A 21,041-nucleotide genomic window follows, 5' to 3' on the forward strand; every position below is an offset into this window, starting at 1 on the left:
CGCCGGCCTCATGGCGTGGAAGATCGGTGGCGGCCTCGCCTGCGGTGCGGCGGTGGGCCTCAGCGAGCCGGATCGCCACCGAGCAGACGTCGAACCCTGCTCTCGACCGTCGCCCAGGCGCTCTCACCGACGCCAGGGTGATCGGTGCGTGCGACCGCCGCGAGCGTCCGGTCGAGCTGTTCGAGCGTCTCGCGTACGACCCTGGAGGCGAGCCGAGGCGGCACGCCCCAGGACGCCGCCTCGGCCGTCAGGTGCGCGGACGACAGCTCGTGCATCCCGCGTCCGCCGTCGACGTCCATCGCGAACCGCTGCTCGGCATGCTCGTGGTGCATGTGCATCGCGACGTCGTACACAGGTGCGAGTCGGTGGGTGCCGTCCTCGAGATGGAGGACCGAGACGTTCTTCGCGTGGGCGTCGGCGTTGCCGATGGCCAGGTTGAACGTCGTCAGGGCGAGCAGGTCGCGCAGGGGGACACCGAGGCGGTCGAGCCGCAGAGCGATCTCCCGGAGGGCGGGCAGGCGCTTGCCGTACTGGAACTTGCGTTCGGGGTCGGAGGTGTCGAGCCCCAGCAGCTGCGCCATGTCCTCCTGGTGGACCCGCTCGGTCCGGTCGTCGAGGACGACGCGGTCGTATCTGCGCACGACGAGCGTGCGTCGCCCCGCGAACTCGCGGTGCTGGGCCTCGACGTCGCCGAGTCCGCACGCGCGGGCGAGTGCGAGCGCTGCCGCCTCGGTGTCGGTGAGGTCGGCCGAGCGCGAGTCGGCCGGTCGGGCGACCTTGAGGATGTGCGTCGAGGGTCGGTCGGGGGTCGGGTGCGCGAACCCGTCGACGGTGCTCGTCAGGACGGCCTTGGCCTCGAGGCCGGCGATGGAGGTGGGTTGGTCGGCGACACCCTGGGCGGTGGCCTCGTCGAGGAGCTCACCGATCTCGGCGTCGTCGAGTGTCCGCAGCGGGACCTTCGGTCGGTCGGGGGCGGCGCCTCGGGGCACCAGCGTGACCGCTCCGGCGGTGTCTCGGCCGTACACGGCCAGGAATCCGACGACATCGTCCGGCGGGACCCCCGCGCGTTCGGCGAGGTGGCCGCGCGCGCGGCCCTCGGGCATGAGACCGCGCAGCCAGGCGGCGACCGCGGTTGTGGACGGTGACCGCTCGGACAACGGCAGCAGACCCGACATCACGGCGGAGCCGTGGCCCCACCGGGTGAGCGCCTCAGGTGAGAACGTCAGCCTGACGCCGTCCTCGCGATCGCGTTCGACGTGCGCCACGAGCGTGCCGTAGAGCCAGGCGTCGAGGGCGCGGGGGCTCATCGCGCGTGGACCTCCATGCGCACCTCGAGCAGACGCAGCAGCGCGAACAGGCGTCGTGTGTAGAGGGTCGGCGTCCCCGACTCGATCTGGTAGACGTAGCGGCGGTCGATGCCGAGCTCGTCCGCGAGGTCCTCCTGGGAGAGCCCTCGGCGCTCACGGACGTGGCGCAGGTACATCCCGAGCTCGGCCGCGCTGTTGACCGCGGCCCACGTGGGTGTGCCTTGATCGTTCACGAGAGCTCCCGTCGCTGCGCGAATATTCGCCCATCACACGGATGCGACGATATCAGCCCGTGCCGCCCACGGGTAGATATCCGCGCACGTAGCGGGGCACGCGTGCCGATGTCGATGCCGGTGCCGGCGATCGCGCCGCCGAGGCGACGAGGACACGTGACTTCTGCCGCGCGAGCCGCGCCTCGACGACCGCGAGGTGGCTCGTGGCACCCCGAGCTCCACGCGGCCAACCGCCCGGCGGTCACGGTGTGGCCCGGCGGGCGGGCTGACCGTGCCCGTGCCCCCACCAAGGGTGAATACCGGCGCACGTCGGGCGTGACCTGCGTGGACGCGGACGAGGTGGCGGCTCGGCCAGGCAGAATGGGGGCATGACAGGACCGGCCGTGACGGTCGAGGACCCGGTGCGGCGGTGGGCCGCCGACGCGGTCACCGCCCTCCGCGGGGGCACGTCGTACGTCGACCAGATCGACCTGGACGACCTGCTGGGCACCGCCTACGACGTGCGGACCGCCGTCCCGACCGGCCTGGAGGTCCTCGCGGCCGCGCACGCGACGCTCGCCGACGCGCCGGACGTCGCGCCGCGACTGGCGGTGCCGCTGGCGGGGTCGCCGACCCTCGACGCACGGGCGCCCGCGCTCGACGACGTCGAGACGCTCCACGACACCTTCCACCCGCCGGGCCTGTACGTCGTCCGCCGCAACCTGGAACGCCTGACGGGAGGGTGGGAGGAGTACCGCGTGGGCTACGACCGCGTCGTCCGGGACCTGGGCGACGGTCTGTGGGTGGAGGCGTCGTACAGCTGCTGGCGAGACCAGGCCGAGCGGACGAACGGGTGGTCGTTCGCCCGGACCCTGTGGTTCGACGTCCGACGCGAGGGCGACGAGGGGGCTGGCTGCCCGTGAGCGTGACCGACGGGCTGCCCAGCGCCCGCCTGCGGCAGCTGCTCGACCACATGGCCGATGCCACGGCGTCCGCCCGTGTGCCGGGCTGGGCCGACGAGCACGACCGCTGGCACGTCTACCAGGCGGCGGTCGCGCTGTGCGCACTGGGCCCGTCGCTGCGGGAGGCGCTCGCGTCGGAGCCCGACGAGGGCGTCGCGACCAGCGTGGTGCTGCTGGCGTTCGACCGCGATCCCGTGCGGGAACACCGGGCCCGGTGGGTCGACGCGCTACCGGCGGACCGGCGGGCGTTCGTCGCGCGCCGGGCCGACGACCTGTCCGTCCTGGAAGGCGTGTGCGACGGTTCGCTCACCGACGTCCCGGACGTCACTGCGTGGACGCACTGGCTGCAGCGCACGTCGGCCGAGCAGTCGACCGTTCCCGACGTCCTCGAGCAACTGGCCCGCGACGGACGGACGCGCAAGATCCGGAACATCGCCGCGGAGAGGCTGCGGATCCACCACGGTGCCGCCGCACGCCAGTGAGCGGCTCGCGTGGAGCGGACGTGGTCACGAGCAGTGCTCCGTCCGTTGGGGCCCAAGCACCTCTCGACCGCCATCGACACAGGTGACGGCACGGCGTCCGTCGCCCTCGCGATGTCCGTCGCGCCCATGCTCCGGCTCTCCGCGGCAGACGCCGGACGCGTCCTGCGGGAGGTCGGCGCGGCCGTGCGCCCCTGGCGTGAGGTCGCAGCGCGCTGGTTGACGCCGACCGAGGTCGAGAGGATGGCGCCGGCTTTCGCGGAGCTGGACGCGGTCCCCGGCCTGCTCTGAGCGCACCGGGGAGGCGACGGTCAGCGGCGGTGCTCGTCCGCGTGCGTCCGCATGCGTCGGACAGCGCTCACCGCCGCGTCGACACCGTCACCGTGAACTTCGGGTCCCGCCCGACCTGCCGCGTCGGCCCGACGACCTGCTCGAGCGTCGGCCGGTAGTGCAGGTGGGAGTTCCACACCGTCCACAGCTCGCCGCCCGGCCGCAGGACGCGTGCCGCGTCGGCGAACAGGGTGCAGGCCGCCGCGGGGACCACCGCCGCCCCGACGTGGAACGGGGGGTTGAGCAGCACGAGGTCGACGCTCGCCTCGGGCAGGTCGCCCGCGCCGTCGGCGCGCGTCACGGTCACCCGGTCGGCCACGCCGTTCGCCTCGACGGTCGCGCGCGCCGACGCGACGGCGACGGCGGACTCGTCGGTCGCGACCACGGCCATCCCGGGGCGCAGGCGGGCGACCGCGACGGCCAGGACGCCCGTGCCGCACCCGAGGTCCACGGCCGTGCCGGTGGTCTGCGGCACCTGGTCGAGGTGAGCGAGCAGCGCGCGCGTCCCGATGTCGATGCCGGTGCCGGCGAACGCGCCGCCGTGCGCGCACACCACGAGGTCCCCGTGGGTCGCGCACTCGGGCCAGCGTCGCGCGGGTCGCTCGGACGCCGGGCGCGGAGACGACGCGACGAGCGCGCGCGACTTCTGCCGCGCGAGCCGCGCCTCGACGACCGCGAGGTGCCGCCCGAGGACGTCGTTCATGGCGGTCGTCATGTGCTTGACCCGCCCGCCGGCCACGACGACGACCGACGGGTCCGCGTGCTCCGCGACGAGCGCCGCGACCTCGTCGAGCGCGTCGAGCGAGCGCGGCAGCTGCAGCAGCACGAGGCGCGCGCCGGCGACCAGCTCGGGCGTCAGCCCGTGCGACGTGAACCCACCGAGCCCGAGCCGCTCGGCGTTCGCGCGCAGCGCCCGCTCGCCGGTCAGCCGGTCCTGGTGCACGCGGACGCCCGTGACGCCGTGGCGGGCGATCGCGCCGAGCGTCAGCGCGCCGTACCGGTCGCCGATCACGACGACGGTCCCGTCCGGGGCGTCCGCGAGCGCCGCCGCCGCCTCGTCGAGGACCAGCCGGTCCGTCGCGTCCACGGCGTAGAGGTTCGGCGCCTCGACGTCGGGGTACCGACGCAGGTCGTCGAGGACGTCGCTCATCGCAGGCACCGGGATCGGGTCACCCGGCCGAGGCTAGCAACGGGGCCGGTCGCGCTCCGGAGGCGTCCTGCCGTGCCCGACGACGACGTGCGCCCGGCCGCCCGATGCGGACGTATCGCCCGCCTCTCGCGCCGCAACGCCCGCCGGGCCGTGCGCGTGGTTACAGTCGCGCCGTGCAACGGAGCCACGTGGACCGTCGCCTGTGGGTCTGGGTGGTCCTGCTGGGGCTGACCGGACAGCTGGCGTGGACGGTCGAGAACATGTACCTCAACGTCTTCGTCCACGACACGATCACCGGGTCGGCGACGGTGCTGGCGGTCATCGTGGCGACGAGCGCGGTCGCGGCCACCCTCGCGACGCTGCTCGCGGGCGCGTACTCCGACCGCACGGGCCGGCGGCGCGAGCTCATCGCGGGCGGGTACGTGCTGTGGGGCGCGTGCACCGCGGCGTTCGGGGTCGTCGGCGTCGACACGGCCGCGTCGCTGGCCCCGGCGCTGGACGCCGTGGTGGTCGCGGTCGTCGCGATCGTCCTGCTGGACTGCGTCATGAGCGTGCTCGGCGCGACGGCCAACGACGCGGCGTTCAACGCGTGGGTCACCGACGCGACCGACGAGACCAACCGGGGACGCGTCGAGGGCGTGCTGGCCACCCTGCCGCTGCTGGCGATGCTGCTGGTGTTCGGGGCGCTCGACCCGCTGACGCGCGACGGGCGCTGGTCCGTGTTCTTCGCGGTGGTCGGCGGCGTGACGGCCGTGGTGGGTGTCGTGGCGTGGTTCGGGCTGCGGGCGCCGCGCGTGCCGCGCCCCGGGGGCACGTACCTCGCGTCCGTCGTGCACGGGCTGCGGCCCGGCACGGTGCGCGCCCACCCCCGGCTGTACGTCGCGCTGGCGGCGTGGGCGGTGCTCGGGACCAGCACGCAGGTGTTCATGCCGTTCCTCATCATCTACGTGCAGCGGTACCTGCAGATCGACGGCTACGCGGTGGTGCTGGCGTCGGTGCTGCTGGGCGCCGCGGTCGTCAGCGTCCTCGGTGGCCGCGTGCTCGACCGCGTCGGCCCGCACCGCGCGATCCTGCCCGTCGTCGGGGTGTACGCGGCGGGGCTGCTGCTGATGCTCCCGGCGCGCGGCATGCTCGCGGTCATCGGCGCGGGGATCGTCATGATGTCGGGCTTCATGCTGGGCGTCGCCGCGATCTCCGCGACCGTGCGCAACCTGACGCCGCCGGACCGCGCGGGCCAGGTGCAGGGCCTGCGCATGGTGGCGGCGGTGCTGATCCCGATGGTCGTCGGCCCGTTCCTGGGCGCGGCGGTCATCACGGGCGCGGACGAGACGTACGTCGACCTGGGCGTCGTCAAGCAGGTCCCCACTCCGTGGGTGTTCCTCGCGGCGGCCGTCGTCGTGGCGTTCGTCGTGATCCCGGCGCGGCGCCTGGCCCGCGCCGACCGGACGCAGGACGTGGAGGTCGTGCCGTGATCACCCCCTGGGGCGAGGCCCTGGACGACGACGCCCCGCTGCCGGAGCACCCGCGCCCGCAGCTCGTGCGCGACTCGTACGTCAACCTCAACGGCCGGTGGGACCACGCGTTCACGTCCGCCGACGCGCCGACCCCGGACCGCTGGGACGGCCCGATCGTCGTGCCGTTCTCGCCCGAGGCGCCGCTGTCGGGCGTCGGCCGCACGCTGCAGCCGGACGAGGCGCTGTGGTACCGCCGCGCGTTCACGCTGCCCGGCGGCTTCGTGCGCGACCGCGTGCTGCTGCACCTGGGCGCGGTCGACCAGGACGCGCAGGTGTGGGTCGACGGCACCGACGTCGGCGGGCACCGCGGCGGGTACCTGCCGTTCACGCTCGACGTGACGGACGCCCTGGTCGGCGACGAGCACGAGGTCGTCGTGCGCGTCCGCGACGTCACGGACACGTCGTACCGCGGCCGGGGCAAGCAGAAGCTCGCGCCCGGGGGCATCTGGTACACCGCGCAGTCGGGCATCTGGCAGACCGTGTGGCTGGAGTCGGTGCCCGCGCGGTGGGTGGACCGGCTCGTCCTCACGCCGCACCTCGCGGAGCGCGAGGTCGAGGTGACGGTCGTGGCGGGCGGCGGCGCGGGGGAGGCAGAGGTCGTCGTCTCGACCGGGGGACGCGAGGTCGTGCGCCGGACGGTCCCGACCGGCGTCCCGACGCGGTTGCCGCTCGGCGACGACGTGCGCACCTGGTCACCCGACGACCCCCACCTCTACGACGTCGAGGTCCGCCTGGGCGACGACCGCGTCACCTCCTACGTCGGGATGCGCTCGTTCGGCGTCGGCCCCGACGCGCACGGCCGCACCCGCCTGCTGCTCAACGGCGAGCCGTACCTGCACGCCGGGCTGCTCGACCAGGGCTACTGGCCCGACGGCCTGTACACGGCACCGTCCGACGACGCGCTGGTCCACGACATCCGCACCGCCAAGGACCTCGGCTTCACGATGCTGCGCAAGCACATCAAGATCGAGCCGCTGCGCTGGTACCACCACTGCGACCGCCTCGGCATGCTGGTGTGGCAGGACATGGTCAACGGCGGCCGGACGTACCACCCGGCGGTCGTGACCGCGCCCGTCGTCACACCGCTGCGCCTCGACGACTCCCGGTACCGCGTGTTCGGCCGGCAGGACGCGCAGGGTCGCGACGAGTTCCTCGCCGAGGCCGACGCCACCGTCGAGCTGCTGCGCAGCGTGCCGTCCGTCGCGGTGTGGGTGCCGTTCAACGAGGGCTGGGGGCAGTTCGACGCCGCCGCCGCCGCGGCCCGCGTCGCCGCGCTCGACCCCACGCGGCCCGTCGACCACGCGTCCGGCTGGCACGACCAGGGCGCCGGCGACCTGGTCAGCCGGCACGTCTACTTCCGGCCCTACCGGCTGTCGCGCGCCGACGCCGCCGACCCACGCGCCGCCGTGCTCTCGGAGTACGGCGGCTACTCGCACCGCGTCGCCGGCCACACGTGGTCCGAGCAGGAGTTCGGGTACCGGCGCTACCGCGACCGCGGGGCCTTCGAGCGCGCGTTCCTGCGGCTGCAGCACGCGCAGGTCGGGCCGGCCGTCGACGACGGGCTCGCCGCGTTCGTCTACACGCAGCTCGCGGACGTCGAGGAGGAGACCAACGGCCTGCTGACGTACGACCGGCGGGTCGTGAAGGTGGGCGCCGACGCCGTCCGCGCCTCGAACCGGCGGCTGCGCGCCCGGCACGACGCCGCCGCGGGCGTCCGTGCCGCGCCGCCGCTGGCCGTGACCGAGCGCGAGATCACCGCGCCCGTGAGCCTCACGCTGCCCGACGGCCGCCTCAACCCCGACGCCGTCGGCTGGACCCGCACCCCGCTGGTCACCACCGACGGCATCGGCCGCGGCGCCCGCGGGCTCGGCCGCAACAAGCGGTGGGAGTACTGGGCGGTCACGACGCCGACGCACGTCGTCGCGCTCGTCGTCTCCGCGATCGACTACGCGGCCGTGCACGGCATCTGGGTGCTCGACCGCACGACGGGGCAGGCGGTCGCGCACGACGCGATCGGCGTGCTCACCGGGTCCGCGACGCTGCCCGGCACGCTCGGCGGCGGCAAGGTCCGCGCGAGCACGCGCGCCGTGAAGATCGCGATCGACGAGGTCCCCGGCGGCACGCGGCTGCGGGCCCGCGGCGACCGCGTGCGCGTCGACGTCGTCGCGCACCGGCCCGAGGGTCACGAGTCCCTCGGGGTCGTCGTGCCCTGGAGCGAGACGCTGTTCCAGTACACGGTGAAGGACGTGGCCCGCCCTGCGACGGGCACGGTGTGGGTCGACGGCGTCGCGGCCGACGTGCCCGCGGGCGAGTCGTGGGCGACGCTCGACCACGGCCGCGGCCGTTGGCCCTACGACGTGCGCTGGAACTGGGGCGCCGGGTCGGGACGCACCGACGGCCGCGTCATCGGCCTGCAGGTCGGCGGGCGGTGGACGGACGGCACGGGGTCGGTCGAGAACTCCCTGGTGGTCGACGGGCGCCTGACGAAGATCAGCGAGGAGCTGGTCTGGGAGTACGACCGCGACGACTGGCTCGCGCCGTGGCACGTGACCGGCACCGACGTCGAGCTCACGCTCACGCCGTTCCACCTCAAGCAGTCGGTCACCGACCTCACGGTCTTCGCGGCGCGCACCTCGCAGTGCTTCGGGCACTGGGAGGGGCGCGTGCGGGACTCGAGCGGCACGTGGGTGCCGGTGCGGGACGTCGTCGGGTGGGCGGAGGACGTGCACAACCGCTGGTGACGTGCGGCCGCCCGACGTATCAGGCGGCCGGCCGGGCGATTCCTCTGGGGTGACGGCCCGGGAACCACCCGGTCCCCGCTCGACCGTCGTCTCGAGAAGGGGTCCATCATGCGCAACCGCACCTGGCGGGTCGTGCTCGCGCTGCTCCTGGTCGTCGTGCCGGGACTGGCGCTCGCACCCGGCGCCGCCGCCCACCCGTACTGCGGCCTGACGTGGGGGTCGCACGACAAGGCCGCCGGCGGCATGTCCGCCGGCTCCCTCACGAACGTCCGCGCCGGACGCAACGCCTGCTACGACCGTCTCGTCCTCGACGTCGACGCACCGCTGACGGGCTGGTCCGTGCGGTACGTCGACCAGGTCGTGCAGGACGGCTCCGGGTTCGTCGTCCCGGTGCGCGGCGGTGCGCGGCTCGAGGTCGTCGCGCGGGTCGGCGTCGTCCCGACGGACTCGTGGTTCACGCCGAGCGGCTCGCTGGTGGACACGTCCTCCTACTCGACGTTCCGCGACGTGCGCTGGGCGGGCAGCTTCGAGGGCGTCAGCACCGTCGGGCTCGGTGTCCGGGCACGTCTGCCGTTCCGCGCGTTCGTGCTCGCGGGGCCGGGGGGCGGGTCACGGCTCGTCGTCGACGTGGCGCACCAGTGGTGCGAGGCGGGTCACACCTGCTGACCTCGCGCCCGGTAGCCTGACGACCCGTCCGATCGCCGCCGATCGCCCCGAGGAGTCCTGTGCCGGCACGCCGCACCAGCGTGGCCACGGTCCTGGCCGCGCTGCTGGTGGTCGTGGGCGTGCTCGCCGCGGCGCTGAGCGGGCCGGTGTCGCTCGAGGCGCGGCCGGACGACGGGCCGACGTGGACCCCACCGCCCGCACCGACCGTCACCACGACGGCGACCCTCCCGCCGTCCGAGGACGGCCCGGGGGAGGTGCCGCCGACCCCGCGCTGGGCCGTCTGGCTCGTCTGGGTGGTGCAGGCCCTCGTCGTGCTCGCCGTCCTGACGGCGCTCGCCCTGCTGCTGCGCCACGCGGCCCGCGGCTGGCGGGGAGTCCGCGGCGACGACGGCGAGGACGACGTGCCGCCCGGTGACGAGACGGGCGACGAGCTGAGCGACACGGCCGTCGCCGTCCTGCGCGAGGGCGTCCGCGCCGCGACGCGGGCGCTGGAGGACGACGTCCCCCCGGGTGACGCCGTCATCGGCGCGTGGGTCGCGGTGGAGACCGCGGCGGCGCGCACGGGCGTCGTCCGCGACCCCGCGGAGACGGCCAGCGAGTTCGCCGTGCGGGTCCTCGGCGCCACGCGCGCCGACCCCTCGGCGACCCGCGAGCTGCTGGCCCTGTACCTCGGGGCACGGTTCAGTGCCCGTGGCGTCGACGCCGACGACGTCCGGCTGGCGCGCGAGCTGCTGACCGTCGTCGGGGAGGGGCTCGTGCCGCGCGCCGACGACGGGAGCGCGCCGTGACCCGCGTCCGACCGGTGGTGCGAGCCGGGTGGGCGCTCGTGTGGCGTCCGCTCGTGGTCGGTGCGGCGGTCGGCATCGTCGTCTGGGCGCTGGGGATGAAGCCGTCGTCGGCGGCCGTCGTCGCGCTCGCTGCCGCCACGCTGGCCGCCGTCCTGCAGCGCGTCGACGCCACCGCCGAGCCCCGGCCCGCCCGCCGCTACCACGACGCCAGCGACGGCGCCCGCGGCGAGGTGCTGGAGCTGGCGTGGACCATGGTCGGCCGCGACGGGCGAGCCGGTGAGCGCGCGCTGCGCCGCCTGCGGGACGCCGGCGCCCGACGCGTCGCCCGGCACGGCCTGGACCTGAGGGACCCCGAGCAGGCCGACGCACTGAAGGACCTGCTCGGCACGCGCGCCCACGCGACGCTCACGCGACGCAGCCACCCGCTGCCGAGCGTCTCCGACCTCGTGCACACCCTGGGCGTCCTGGAACGCCTGGGCGCGACCCGCACGCGCCCCGCGACGCCCGACCCCGACCCCGAACCGAGGAGCACCCGATGACGTCGACCCCCGAGCCGCTGCCCGTCGCCGAGGTCCAGCGCAGCGGCCGTGCCGTGCTCGACGAGGTCGCCACGGCGGTCGTCGGCATGGCGGAGCCGCTGCGGATCGCGCTCGCGGCGCTGCTGGCCGGCGGGCACGTGCTGTTCGAGGACGTGCCGGGGCTCGGCAAGACGCTCGCCGCGCGCAGCCTGGCCACGGCGCTGGGCCTGGACTTCCGGCGCATCCAGTGCACGCCGGACCTGCTGCCGTCGGACGTCACGGGGTCGAGCGTCTTCGACCCGAAGACGTCGGAGTTCGAGTTCCGCCCCGGCCCGGTCTTCACGGGCCTGCTGCTCGCCGACGAGATCAACCGCACGGCCCCCAAGACCCAGTCCGCGCTGCTCGAGGCGATGGCCGAGCGGCAGGTCAGCGTCGACGGGACCACGCACCTGCTGCCCGCGCCGTTCCACGTCGTCGCCACGTCGAACCCCGTGGAGTACGAGGGCACGTACCCGCTGCCCGAGGCGCAGCTCGACCGCTTCATGGTGCGGCTGGCCGTGGGGTACCCCGAGCGCGCGTCGGAGGTCGACGTGCTGGCACGGCGCCTGGCGCGGCGCCAGGAGGGTGCGTCCGTGCGGCAGGTCGTGGACGCGCAGACGCTCCTGGCGATGCAGGCGGGCGTCGAGGCCGTCGCCGTCGACGGTGACGTGCTCGCGTACTGCGTGGACCTCGCCGCGGCGACGCGCGCGCACCGGGCCGTGGAGGTCGGGGCGTCCCCGCGCGGGTCGCAGGCCCTCGTCCTCGTCGCCCGGGCGCTCGCGGTGCTCGACGGGCGCGACTTCGTGGCACCGGAGGACGTCAAGGCCGTCGCCGCGCCCGCGCTCGCGCACCGGCTGTCCCTGACGCCGCAGGCGTGGGCCGCGGGCCTGGCTCCCGAGGCGGTCGTGCGGGAGGTGCTCGCGCAGGTCGCCGGGCCGACGACGGCACGCCGCGCGTGAGCGTCCCCGAGCCGCTCCCGGCACGCCCGCCCACGTGGGAGCCGGACCGGCGTCCCGACGTGGCGGCGGGCGTGGCCGCCGGGCCGTGGACGCCCGCGCTGGCCGTGACGTGCGCGTCGGCGGCGTGCCTGGTCCTCGTGGTGCTCGGCGTGCTGGCGGCGCGGCCGGACGTCGCGGTGCTGGGCGCCGCGCCGCTGGTGCTGGCGGTGCGGGCGCTGCGCGCGCGGCCGACGGGTGCGGTCGACGTCAGGTTCGAGGCGGGCGACGACGAGGACGACCCGGACGCGCGGGGCCGGGCCGGTCGTCTCCAGGCGACGCTCGTCGTCGACGGGCCCGGGCGGTGGGCCGCCGTCACGACCACCCGCCAGGGCCGCCCGGGCGCCGACGTGCTCGTGCGCACCGTCGGGCCGCGTCGGCTCCCCGTCGTCGCGCGGACCGTGCGCACCGGGCCGCAGGAGGTCGCGACGGCCGACGTGCAGGGCGTCGGGCCGGACGGCGTGTCCGTCGCCCAGCCGACCCCGCCCGTGACCCGCTCGACCGTCGTGCTGCCCGCCACGACCCCGCTGCTCGACCTGCCGCTGCCCCGACGGCTGCGCGGGCTGACCGGCCCGCACGAGTCGCGCCGTCCCGGTGAGGGTGGCGGGCTGCGCGACGTGCACCCCTGGGTCCCCGGGGACCGGCTGCGCCGCATCGACTGGCGGGTGACGGCGCGCCGGTCGCCCGACCTGTCGGAGCTGTACGTGCGTCGCGAGCACGCCCAGGCCGAGGCGGTCGTCGTGCTCGTCGTCGACTCCCGCGACGACGTGGGACCCGACCCGCGGACGTGGCGCGGGTCCGTCGCGCCGCGCCCGCAGGACGCCACCTCGTTGGACCGCGCCCGGCAGGCCGCCGCGTCGCTGGCCCGCGCGTACCTCGAGGGCGGGGACCGCGTCGGCCTGGACGACCTGGGCGTGCGGCGCCGCCCGGTGCCGCCCGGCGGAGGACGCCGGCAGCTCGACCGCATCCGGCACACGCTCGCGCTCACGGCACCGGAGGGCCAGCCCGCCGCGCGGCTGCGGCCCCCGCGGCTGCCGTCGGGCGCACTGGTCGTCGTGTTCTCGACGTTCCTCGACGACGAGTCCGCGGCCGTCGCCGCACGCTGGCGCAACGCCGGGCACCGCGTGGTGGCCGTCGACGTGCTGCCGCGGCTGCGCGTCTCAGGGCTGTACGACCGCGAGCGGCTCGCGCTGCGCATGATGACGCTGACCCGCGAGGACCGCATGGCCGAGCTCGCCGACCAGGACGTCGAGCTCGTGACGTGGCGCGACGAGCCCGCGGTCGCCCTGCGGGTCCTCGCGCGGCGCGCCCAGCGGCACGCCGGGGCGGGGGTGCCGCGATGAGCCTGAGGTTCGGCTCCGAGGGGTTGGGGGCGTGGGTCCTGGACCGTGTCCCGGGCGCGCGTACGCCGCGGCGCCGCGGCGAGCCCACCGAGGTCGACGTGCGCACCGGGCCGACCGTGCCGGCCGTGACCCTGCGGCTCGCGCTCGCCCTGGCGGGGGTCGCGGCCGTGCTCGTCGCCGCCACGATGCCCGGGCGCGTCGTGCCTGTGGAGGTGCTGGCGCTCATGGTGGCCGTGGGCGTGCTGCCCGCGGTGGTGCCGCGGTGGCCCGTGACGGCGGTGCTCCTGCTGGTCGTGGGCGCGCGGGTGCTGATCGCGGACCCGGCGTCGCCGCTGGTCCTGGCAGCGCTGGTGCTGCTGCTGCACGCGGTGCTGCGGCTCGCGGCCGTGGCGGCGCGCACGACGTGGCGCACGCGCGTCGAGCTCGCCGTGCTGGCCGACGACTGGCGCGCGGCGCTCGTCGTGCAGGGTGGTGCGCAGGTGCTCGCGCTGGTGGCCGGCGGGGCGGCGGCGGCCGACGAGGACGTGTGGCGGGTGGCCGGGCTGGTCGCCGTGCTGGGCCTGTCGGTGCTGGCGCTCACCCGGCCTGCGCGGCCGTGGTGGAGCGCCCGGCCGTGACCTGAGCCGACCCCAGCCATGTCCGTCGGCGGGCCCGTCCCCAGATCCGCCACCGCACCGGTCGTTGCCGGTGTGACCGCCCTAGCGTCGACGGCATGTCGACCGTCATCGCAGCAGCGCTCGCCGACGTGCGCGCCCAGGTGTGGGCCGCGCAGGTCGCCGTCGTGCGGGCGGGCGCTGCCACGTGGACGGGAGGCGCCGCCGACGCCGCAGCGGTCCACCGGCAGGAGGTCCTGACCGACCTGCGGCGCTGCCTCGACGCGCTGGACGCGGCGGACCGGCTCGCGGAGGTCGCGCGTCGGGCCGAGCAGCAGTGCCTGCCGCCCCGGCCGCTCGTGCACGCGGGGGTGGCGGCGTGGGCGTGAGGGAGGGTCGGTCGCTCACGCTGGGGAGCGGTGGCCGCGTGCTCGTCGACGCGGCCGAGCTGGGCGTCGCGGCGCAGCGCCTGCGCGGGGCGGGCGACGGCCTCGACGTGGCGGACGCGCGGCTGCGCGCTGCGGCGTGGCACGCGGCGACGCTCGCCACCGAGGTGCCGCAGGTGCAGCCCCTGGCCGACGCGCTCGACGCGCTGCGGCGTGCGACGTGGGGGCCGGCGCGGCTGGCGCGGGACCTGGTCGACCTCGCGACGCGCACGCGTGACGCGGCCGGTGCCTACGACCTCGCGGAGACCGACGCGCAGGCGCGGTGGACGCGGGTGGTCGGCGGCCTGGGGCTCGTGCTCGGTGCCGGACCGGTCGGGGCCGCGCTGCTCAGCAGCGCGGCGTTCGGGGTCGCGGTGGGGGACCTGCTGCTCGACGAGGCGCGGCAGCTCGCCGTCGACCCGTGGGGTGCGATGTCACCGGCGGGGCTGCCGGACGACCTGGCGCGGCTCGCCTCCGTGCCGCAGCGCGTGGTCGCCGACGGGCGCGGGGCCCTGGTGCTGCAGCTCCTGGCGGCCGCGCTCGGGTCCGTGACGGGGGCGTTCGCACCGGAGCTGGACCCGGTGCGCCGGTTCTCGGCGCACGTCGCGGGCCTGCTCCCGGCGCGCGACGTCCGGCTCGTGCCGCGCGCCGACCCGCCGGACCTGCCCGCGCCGCGCGGCGTCGAGGACCTCGTGGACCTCGTCGCCCGCACCTACGACGAGGACACGGCCACGGGTGAGCCGGGCACGCCGCTCGCGACGGTCACCGTGCAGCGCCTCGATCACGCCGACGGCACGCGCTCATGGGTGGTCGCCGTGCCCGGCACCCGGGCCGCCGGGCTCACGGGCGACGTGCCGACCGACAACGGCACCAACCTCGCGCTCGAGGGCGGCGTGCCCGACGTCATGTCACGCGCGGTGCTCGCCGCGATGGCAGAGGCGGGGATCGGGGCCGACGAGCCCGTCGCGCTCGTGGGGCACAGCCAGGGCGGCATGGTCGCGGCCAACGTCGCTGCTGCCGCGGTCGGGACGTACGCGGTGCGGCTGGTCGTGACCGCGGGGTCTCCCGACGTCCCGGCGGCACCACCACCCGGCGTCGCGACCGTCACGCTGCGCCACCGCGAGGACGCGGTCTCGCTCCTGGACGGCAAGGTCGGTGAGCGCGGAGGTCCGCGCGCGCTGTCGGTGGTGCGCGACCTGGCGGCGACGGGCGGGCCCGCCCGCCCGTCGTTCAGCGAGGCGCACGCCGTGGCCGGTTACGTGCGGACCGGTGCGATGGTCGACGACGCGCTCGGCGACCTGCCCGCGGACGACCCGGTGCGGCGCGCGCTCACCGACGTGCTCGGACGCGCGCCCGCGGGTGCGACGACGACGCAGACCACGGTGACGGCGGCGCCGCTGGTCGCGCCGGAACCGGTCGCGCCGGTGGTGATCCGCCCGCGCGAGGTTCCGCCGTCGGTCGTCCCGCCGTCGGTCGTCCTGCCACTCGGGGCTCGGGAACCGTGGCCTCCGGAGCCCCGGGTGCCGTGGGCCCGATGAGCCGGCGCCTCAGTCGTTCGACATCGCCGACGACAGCACGAAGCTGACGAGCGACACGATGAGCGCACCGATCACCGCCGTGCCGAAGTTGTCGATCCGCAGGCCCCAGTCCGTCTGCTCCGTGATCCACGACGTCAGCATCAGCATCAGCGCGTTGACGACCAGCGTGAACAGACCGAGCGTGAGGATGTACAGCGGGATCGACACGAGCGCGACGATCGGCTTGACGATGGCGTTGACGATGCCGAACACCAGCGCGATGAGCAGGATCACGCCGATCCTGCCCGCTGTGGTCTGCCCGCCGATGATCTCCAGACCGGGCAGGATCAGCGACGCCAGCCAGATGGCGACCCCGCTCACGAGAACTCGCACGACGAATCCCATGACCTGATCCTGCCCTGTCCGGGACCGATCGCGCAGGTCCAGCGCGTTCCGGCGAGTCCTGCGGGTGGTCTTCACCCCCGCGAGCGGGCGCTCATGCCCCCAGCGCGACGGGAACCGGGGCCTCGTCCGACGGGTCGGTATCGCGCTCGATGCCGACGGCCTCGTCCGTGTGCGGCGACGGCTCGGTCGCGCCGCGCGTCAGGACGACGAACGCGACGATGGCGAGCGCGGCCGAGGCGACCATGGCGACACCCATGGGCACGGCGGTCGCCTCGCCCGCGATGCCGACGAGCGGCGCGACGACGGCGGCGAGCGCGAACTGCAGGAACCCGAGGAACGCCGACCCGGTGCCGGCGTGGCGGCCGGCCTCGCCGAGCGCCAGGGCGGTGGCGTTGCCGAAGACCAGGCCGAACGAGCCCTGGAACACGGCGAGCAGGATGAGGGTGGGGACCGTCGGGACGCCGTTGAGCACGGCGACGAGCAGGGCCGCGCCGGCGAGGGCCGCGGCCACGAGTCCGGTGCCGATCATCGTGCGGTAGGGGACGCGGCCCGCGAGCGACGCCGAGATCGCCGAGGTGGCGGTGATGGCCAGGGCGTTGAGCGCGAAGACCAGCGAGTACCGGCTCTCGGACAGGCCCATGATGGTCTGCACGACGAACGGTGACGCCGAGATGTAGGCGAACAGGCCGGCGAACGAGAAGCAGAACGTCAGGACGTACCCGGTGTAGTGGCGGTTGGACAGCACCTCGCGGGCCGTCGCGAGGGTCGTGCGGATGCCGCCGCGCGTGCGGTCGGCGGGAGGCACGGTCTCACGCGCCCAGGCCGCTGCACCGACGAGCATGACGGCGACGAGCGCGCTGATCACCCAGAACACCAGGCGCCAGCCCGACTGCGCGACCAGCAGTCCGCCGGCCAGCGGCGCGACGACGGGCGCGATGACGCTCACGATCATCAGGACGCCGAGCAGCTTGGCGGCCGCCGGGCCGCGCGAGGTGTCGGAGATGACGGCGCGTGCGAGCACGACGCCGGCGGCGCCGCCCACGCCCTGCAGGAACCGTGCGCCCGCGAGCACCTCGACGGTGGGGGCCAGTGCGCACGCGACGCTGGCGACGAGGCACAGCGCGGTGCCCCCGAGCAGCGGCCGGCGACGCCCGATGCCGTCGGAGAGCGGCCCGATGAAGAGCTGCCCGAGGCCGAGCCCCACGAGGAACGCCGTCATCGTGAGCTGGATGCCGCTCGCGGTGGTGCCGAGCTCGACCGCCATGGCCGGGAAGCCGGGCAGGTACATGTCGATGGACAGCGGGGCGACGGCGGTGAGCAGCGCGAGGACCGCGACCAGCGCGGGGCCCAGGGGGAGCGCGGGGGCTGCGGGACGTGCAGGGGCGTCGGCGGACGCGGGCATGGGTGACCTCTCGGACGGCAGGGGGATCGTGCGAGATTACTTACGAGAACATACGTATGTCAACATATGAAGTACGATGTGAGCATGGCGACACCGCACCCCAGCGCCGGTCGGCCCGAGGTCGGGCCGGGCTCGACGAGGGCGGACGTGAGCGCCGTGATCCGCGACCTGGCGTGGACCGTCCACCGTCGCAGCCCGCAGGTCGCGGGCGTGGAGCCACTGCCCACCACCGAGCTCGCCGTGCTCATGCACGTCCTGGAGTCGCCGGGGGTGTCGGTCGGTGAGGTGTCCCGTCACCTGGGCCTGCGGCAGAGCAACACCAGCGCCGCCCTGCGCACGCTCGACGAGCGCGGCCTGGTGGCGCGCGAGCCGGACGCCGAGGACCGTCGCGTCACCCGGCTCGTCCCCACCGAGCGCGCGCAGGTCGAGCACGAGGCCATCGCCGACGCCTGGGCCGGACCCATTGCGGAGGCCCGTGCGGCGCTCGCCCCCGAGCACGTCGCGGCCCTGGACGCGGCGGTCGGGGCGCTGCAGGCGCTCGACCGCCGGCTCCGCGCCCAGCAGGCCGTCCCGGGCGCCGACCACCCGCAGCGCTGACCGGGCGTCGCGGGGGCGGAGGAGGAACTGGATTGACATCTCAGGGCCTGGTTCGGGGGGCTGGTGGAACTGGATCGACTTCTCACGGCCTGGTTTGGGGGGCTGGTGGAACTGGATTGACATCTCACGGCCTGGGGTGGGGGGCTGGTGGGACTGGATTGACGTCTCACGGCCTGGGTTGGGGGGGTGGGGTGGACGGTGAGCGCGTCGGGGGTGGGGCGGTGGCATGCTGGCCGCCGTGAGCCGCGTCCCTCTCCGTCGTGCCTTCGCCGACCTGCCCTCCTACGTGCCGGGTGCGCGTGCCGCCGTCGGCGCCGCCGCGTACAAGCTGTCGTCCAACGAGAACCCGTACCCGCCGCTGCCGTCGGTGGTCGCGGCGATCGCGGACGCGGCCGTGGACGTCAACCGCTACCCGGACATGTACGCGACCGAGCTCACCGAGGCGATCGCCCACCGTCTGGGTGTCGCCCCCGAGTCCGTGGTCGCGGGCACCGGGTCGGTCGCGGTGCTCGGGCACGTGCTGACCGCGATGTGCGAGGCGGGCGACGAGGTCGTGCTGCCCTGGCGGTCGTTCGAGGCGTACCCGATCGCCGTCACGCTCGCGCACGCGCAGCAGGTCCGCGTCCCCGTCGGCGCGGACGGGCGCCTCGACCTGCCCGCGATGGCCGCCGCGGTCACCGAGCGCACGCGCGTCGTCCTGGTCTGCACGCCCAACAACCCGACCGGTCCGGCCGTGCGCGACGCCGAGCTGCGCGCGTTCCTGGCCGCCGTGCCGCGCGACGTGCTCGTCGTCCTCGACGAGGCGTACGTCGAGTTCGTCCGCGACCCCGACGCGCCCGACGCGCTCGCCCTGCTCGCCGAGCACCCCAACGTCGTCGTCCTGCGCACGTTCTCCAAGGCGTACGGGCTGGCCGGGCTGCGGGTCGGCTACGCGGTCGCGCGGCCCCGGCTGGCGGCGGGCATCCGCACGGCGTCGACACCGTTCGGCGTCTCCCACGTCGCGCAGCTGGCGGCGCTCGCGTCGCTGCGCGTCGAGGCTGAGCTGCTGGCGCGTGTCGACACGATCGTCGCCGAGCGCACCCGCATGCTCGCCGGGCTGCGTGCCCAGGGCTGGGACGTGCCGGACAGCCAGGCGAACTTCGTGTGGCTGCCGCTCGGCGACCGGGCGACGACGTTCGCGGAGCGCTGCGGCCAGGCCGGGACGATCGTGCGGCCCTTCGCCGGTGACGGCGTCCGCGTCAGCGTCGGCGAGCGGGAGGCGACGGACATCTTCCTCGAGGTCGCCGCAGCGCACGCACCGCGCTGACCTCGACGGACGTCTGGCCCGTCCCCGCCCGGTTTCGCCTCGCCGTGCCGAACGGCCGGGAGCACCATGAACCCATGGACACCGTGCTGATGCGTCTGCCGTCGGTCGTCGACCCCTCCGACGGCGTCGATACCGCCACGCAGTGGACCGACTGGCTGGCCGGGGGCATCGGGCTGGCCGTCGTCATCGGCGCCTACGTGATCATGCTCGTCGCGTACGTGCGCATCATCCAGAAGGCCGGCTACTCCGGGTGGTGGGTGCTGGTCGGGCTCGTCCCCGTGCTCAACCTCGTGATGTTCCTGGTGTTCGCGTTCAGCACGTGGCCCGTGCTGAAGGAGAACGAGCGGCTGCGGGCGCAGGGGCGCTACTGAGCGGACCGGGCACCGGGCGGCCACGCCGCGCGCGCGACCCGTACCAGCCCGCCAGCACGGCGACCGCCAGCAGCACCTCCGCGACGTCCCCGCCGTAGTACATCCACTGCGCGGCGACCTCGACGTCCGCCGGGGCGTGCACCCCGCCCGGGGGCAGCCGGTCGGCGTGCGCGTACAGCAGCTTGGCGAGCGCCGCGTGGGCGCCGCCCGCGACGACGAGCACGACGAGCCGCGTCGTCGTCCCGGGGCGTCGCGGGGCCGGGTCCGGTCCCGCGAGCGCCCACGCGAAGAGGTACCCCGCGGCCAGGAAGTGCACGTGCACGGCGGCATGGGCCAGCGGTGAGCGCGTCGTCAGCGCGTACAGCGGCGTCAGGTAGAGCACGGCCATGCTGCCGACGTGCAGGAACGCCGCCGTGACCGGGTGCGTCAGGACGTGCACGGGCCGCGCTCGCAGCACCCGGCCGACAGTCCGGCGCGCACCCGGCGGCGCGACGCCCAGGAGCAGCGTGACCGGCGCTGCGAGCACGAGCGCCAGGGGCGCCAGCATGCCGAGCAGCAGGTGCTGGAGCATGTGCCGGCTCGCGTCGTCCGGGGCGACGGCGGTCGCGGGCGACATCGCGGCGACGACCAGCGCGCACCCGGTGAGCCAGGTGACCGTGCGGGTCACGCGCCACGGACGCAGGCGGCGGCGACGGTAGGCGGCGGTCGCGGCGACGTACGTCAGCGCGGCCGTCACGGCGAGGGCGACGAGCACGACGACCCCCGGGGGCCACGCCGGCGCGCCCGCGCCGTGCCCGGCGTGCGCCACCGCCACCGCCGACGTCATGTCGTCGCGTCCTGCGCCGCCTCCCGTGCCGCCTGCCGCCGCGCGCGCGGCCACAGCGCGGCGCCCGCCGCGAGCAGCACGACCGCGCTGGCGGTCCACGCGACGTCGTACGGCAGCAGGTCCACGCCGTAGCGGATCTGGTGCACGCGCAGCAGCTTGTGGTCGACGAGCGCGTCGAACAGCTGGAAGGCGCCGGCACCGAGCAGGAACCCGGCCCACGCCGCGCGCACGGCGAGCACGCCGCGGCGGCGTTGGTCGAGCAGCAGGAAGAAGCCGGCGACCAGGGCGACGAGCTCGGCGGCGTGGAGCAGCCCGTCGGACAGCAGCGCCACGTCGGGGGTGCCACGGTCGTAGAAGTGGTGCCACGCGAGGACCTGGTGGAACACGATCTCGTCGATCCCCGCCATGACCCCGGCACCGACCAGCGCGGCCGCACCGGCGGACCGGCGGGGGACGGTCAGGGGTGCGGCGTCGGTGGTCACGGCTCCTCCACGAAGGACGGGTGTGCCGAGGGTGCCGCAGGTGCGGGGCGTGCGCCACCGCAGGGGACGGCTG

23 protein-coding genes are annotated in these 21,041 nt (G+C 75.5%); 16 read left to right on the forward strand and 7 right to left on the reverse strand.

All coding sequences use genetic code 11. From position 1 onward, the window contains the following. Window positions 1-59: 59 nt before the first annotated feature. Window positions 60-1,307, reverse strand: a complete 1,248-nt coding sequence (locus IR158_RS11365) for a HipA domain-containing protein (protein ID WP_291813041.1) — start codon at window positions 1,305-1,307, stop codon at window positions 60-62. Next, window positions 1,304-1,540 carry a helix-turn-helix domain-containing protein gene (locus tag IR158_RS11370; RefSeq protein WP_291813042.1) on the reverse strand — a complete coding sequence of 79 codons (237 nt, stop codon included), beginning with the start codon at window positions 1,538-1,540 and terminating at the stop codon, window positions 1,304-1,306. The genes IR158_RS11365 and IR158_RS11370 overlap by 4 nt, the downstream gene beginning before the upstream one ends. 368 nt (window positions 1,541-1,908) lie before the next feature. On the opposite strand from IR158_RS11370, the gene IR158_RS11375 reads away from it, so the two are divergent. From IR158_RS11375 to IR158_RS11385, 3 genes are read left to right on the forward strand one after another with little or no spacing between them, the layout of a single operon-like run. Beyond that, window positions 1,909-2,442, forward strand: a complete 534-nt coding sequence (locus IR158_RS11375; protein WP_291813044.1) for a hypothetical protein — start codon at window positions 1,909-1,911, stop codon at window positions 2,440-2,442. After that, window positions 2,439-2,963 (forward strand): hypothetical protein, encoded by a 525-nt coding sequence (locus tag IR158_RS11380; protein WP_291813046.1) that lies wholly within the window; start codon window positions 2,439-2,441, stop codon window positions 2,961-2,963. The genes IR158_RS11375 and IR158_RS11380 overlap by 4 nt, the downstream gene beginning before the upstream one ends. A gap of 45 nt (window positions 2,964-3,008) precedes the next feature. Continuing rightward, window positions 3,009-3,251, forward strand: a complete 243-nt coding sequence (locus IR158_RS11385; RefSeq protein WP_291813048.1) for a hypothetical protein — start codon at window positions 3,009-3,011, stop codon at window positions 3,249-3,251. Between the two features lie 67 nt (window positions 3,252-3,318). Here IR158_RS11385 and IR158_RS11390 read toward each other — a convergent pair whose 3' ends face one another. Continuing rightward, window positions 3,319-4,440: a methyltransferase gene (locus tag IR158_RS11390; RefSeq protein WP_291813049.1), complete on the reverse strand. Its 1,122-nt coding sequence runs from the start codon at window positions 4,438-4,440 to the stop codon at window positions 3,319-3,321. Window positions 4,441-4,613: 173 nt separating this feature from the next. On the opposite strand from IR158_RS11390, the gene IR158_RS11395 reads away from it, so the two are divergent. The 10 genes from IR158_RS11395 (at window position 4,614) to IR158_RS11440 (ending at window position 15,600) form a co-directional block, all read left to right on the forward strand. After that, a complete protein-coding gene (locus IR158_RS11395; protein WP_291813051.1) occupies window positions 4,614-5,912 on the forward strand; it encodes an MFS transporter in 1,299 nt (432 codons plus the stop codon). Then, window positions 5,909-8,695: a DUF2804 family protein gene (locus IR158_RS11400; protein ID WP_291813053.1), complete on the forward strand. Its 2,787-nt coding sequence runs from the start codon at window positions 5,909-5,911 to the stop codon at window positions 8,693-8,695. The genes IR158_RS11395 and IR158_RS11400 overlap by 4 nt, the downstream gene beginning before the upstream one ends. A gap of 108 nt (window positions 8,696-8,803) precedes the next feature. Next, the gene (locus IR158_RS11405; protein ID WP_291813055.1) at window positions 8,804-9,361 is read left to right on the forward strand and encodes a hypothetical protein; all 558 of its coding nucleotides are present in this window, start codon (window positions 8,804-8,806) and stop codon (window positions 9,359-9,361) included. Window positions 9,362-9,420: 59 nt separating this feature from the next. Further along, window positions 9,421-10,149: a DUF4129 domain-containing protein gene (locus IR158_RS11410; RefSeq protein WP_291813057.1), complete on the forward strand. Its 729-nt coding sequence runs from the start codon at window positions 9,421-9,423 to the stop codon at window positions 10,147-10,149. Beyond that, the gene (locus IR158_RS11415) at window positions 10,146-10,688 is read left to right on the forward strand and encodes a hypothetical protein (RefSeq protein ID WP_291813059.1); all 543 of its coding nucleotides are present in this window, start codon (window positions 10,146-10,148) and stop codon (window positions 10,686-10,688) included. Before IR158_RS11410 ends, IR158_RS11415 begins: the two co-directional genes overlap by 4 nt. Then, on the forward strand, window positions 10,685-11,665 hold the full coding sequence (locus IR158_RS11420; protein ID WP_291813078.1) for a MoxR family ATPase: 981 nt from the start codon (window positions 10,685-10,687) through the stop codon (window positions 11,663-11,665). Before IR158_RS11415 ends, IR158_RS11420 begins: the two co-directional genes overlap by 4 nt. Beyond that, window positions 11,662-13,044, forward strand: a complete 1,383-nt coding sequence (locus IR158_RS11425) for a DUF58 domain-containing protein (protein ID WP_291813080.1) — start codon at window positions 11,662-11,664, stop codon at window positions 13,042-13,044. Before IR158_RS11420 ends, IR158_RS11425 begins: the two co-directional genes overlap by 4 nt. After that, complete coding sequence (locus tag IR158_RS11430) at window positions 13,041-13,661, forward strand: hypothetical protein (protein WP_291813081.1); 621 nt, start codon at window positions 13,041-13,043, stop codon at window positions 13,659-13,661. Before IR158_RS11425 ends, IR158_RS11430 begins: the two co-directional genes overlap by 4 nt. A 95-nt stretch (window positions 13,662-13,756) precedes the next feature. Next, window positions 13,757-14,026: a hypothetical protein gene (locus tag IR158_RS11435; RefSeq protein WP_291813083.1), complete on the forward strand. Its 270-nt coding sequence runs from the start codon at window positions 13,757-13,759 to the stop codon at window positions 14,024-14,026. After that, window positions 14,023-15,600, forward strand: coding sequence for a hypothetical protein (locus tag IR158_RS11440; RefSeq protein WP_291813084.1), 1,578 nt, complete (start codon window positions 14,023-14,025; stop codon window positions 15,598-15,600). The genes IR158_RS11435 and IR158_RS11440 overlap by 4 nt, the downstream gene beginning before the upstream one ends. A 9-nt stretch (window positions 15,601-15,609) precedes the next feature. Here the strand turns inward: IR158_RS11440 and IR158_RS11445 are convergent, their stop codons facing one another. Together IR158_RS11445 and IR158_RS11450 are read right to left on the reverse strand one after the other, a co-directional pair. Further along, a complete protein-coding gene (locus IR158_RS11445; protein WP_291813085.1) occupies window positions 15,610-15,984 on the reverse strand; it encodes a phage holin family protein in 375 nt (124 codons plus the stop codon). A 91-nt stretch (window positions 15,985-16,075) separates the two neighbouring features. Next, window positions 16,076-17,386, reverse strand: a complete 1,311-nt coding sequence (locus IR158_RS11450; RefSeq protein WP_291813087.1) for a multidrug effflux MFS transporter — start codon at window positions 17,384-17,386, stop codon at window positions 16,076-16,078. Window positions 17,387-17,470: 84 nt separating this feature from the next. Between IR158_RS11450 and IR158_RS11455 the strand changes: the two genes are divergently transcribed. The 3 genes from IR158_RS11455 to IR158_RS11465 all read left to right on the forward strand — a co-directional run bounded on the left by IR158_RS11455 (window position 17,471) and on the right by IR158_RS11465 (window position 19,660). Further along, a complete protein-coding gene (locus IR158_RS11455) occupies window positions 17,471-17,983 on the forward strand; it encodes a MarR family winged helix-turn-helix transcriptional regulator (RefSeq protein ID WP_291813089.1) in 513 nt (170 codons plus the stop codon). Between the two features lie 226 nt (window positions 17,984-18,209). After that, complete coding sequence (gene hisC, locus IR158_RS11460) at window positions 18,210-19,289, forward strand: histidinol-phosphate transaminase (protein WP_291813091.1); 1,080 nt, start codon at window positions 18,210-18,212, stop codon at window positions 19,287-19,289. 74 nt (window positions 19,290-19,363) lie between these two features. Continuing rightward, entirely contained in the window at window positions 19,364-19,660 is a 297-nt protein-coding gene (locus IR158_RS11465; protein ID WP_291813093.1) for a DUF805 domain-containing protein, read from the forward strand. Here the strand turns inward: IR158_RS11465 and IR158_RS11470 are convergent. Continuing rightward, entirely contained in the window at window positions 19,602-20,486 is an 885-nt protein-coding gene (locus tag IR158_RS11470) for a cytochrome c oxidase assembly protein (protein WP_291813095.1), read from the reverse strand. The two genes, IR158_RS11465 and IR158_RS11470, sit on opposite strands and share 59 nt — an antisense overlap. Continuing rightward, entirely contained in the window at window positions 20,483-20,968 is a 486-nt protein-coding gene (locus tag IR158_RS11475) for a DUF2243 domain-containing protein (protein ID WP_291813097.1), read from the reverse strand. The genes IR158_RS11470 and IR158_RS11475 overlap by 4 nt, the downstream gene beginning before the upstream one ends. Window positions 20,969-21,041: the final 73 nt, after the last annotated feature.

Origin of the sequence: Cellulomonas sp. (genome assembly GCF_015234515.1) — a bacterium.
In the GTDB taxonomy this organism is placed as follows: domain Bacteria; phylum Actinomycetota; class Actinomycetes; order Actinomycetales; family Cellulomonadaceae; genus Cellulomonas.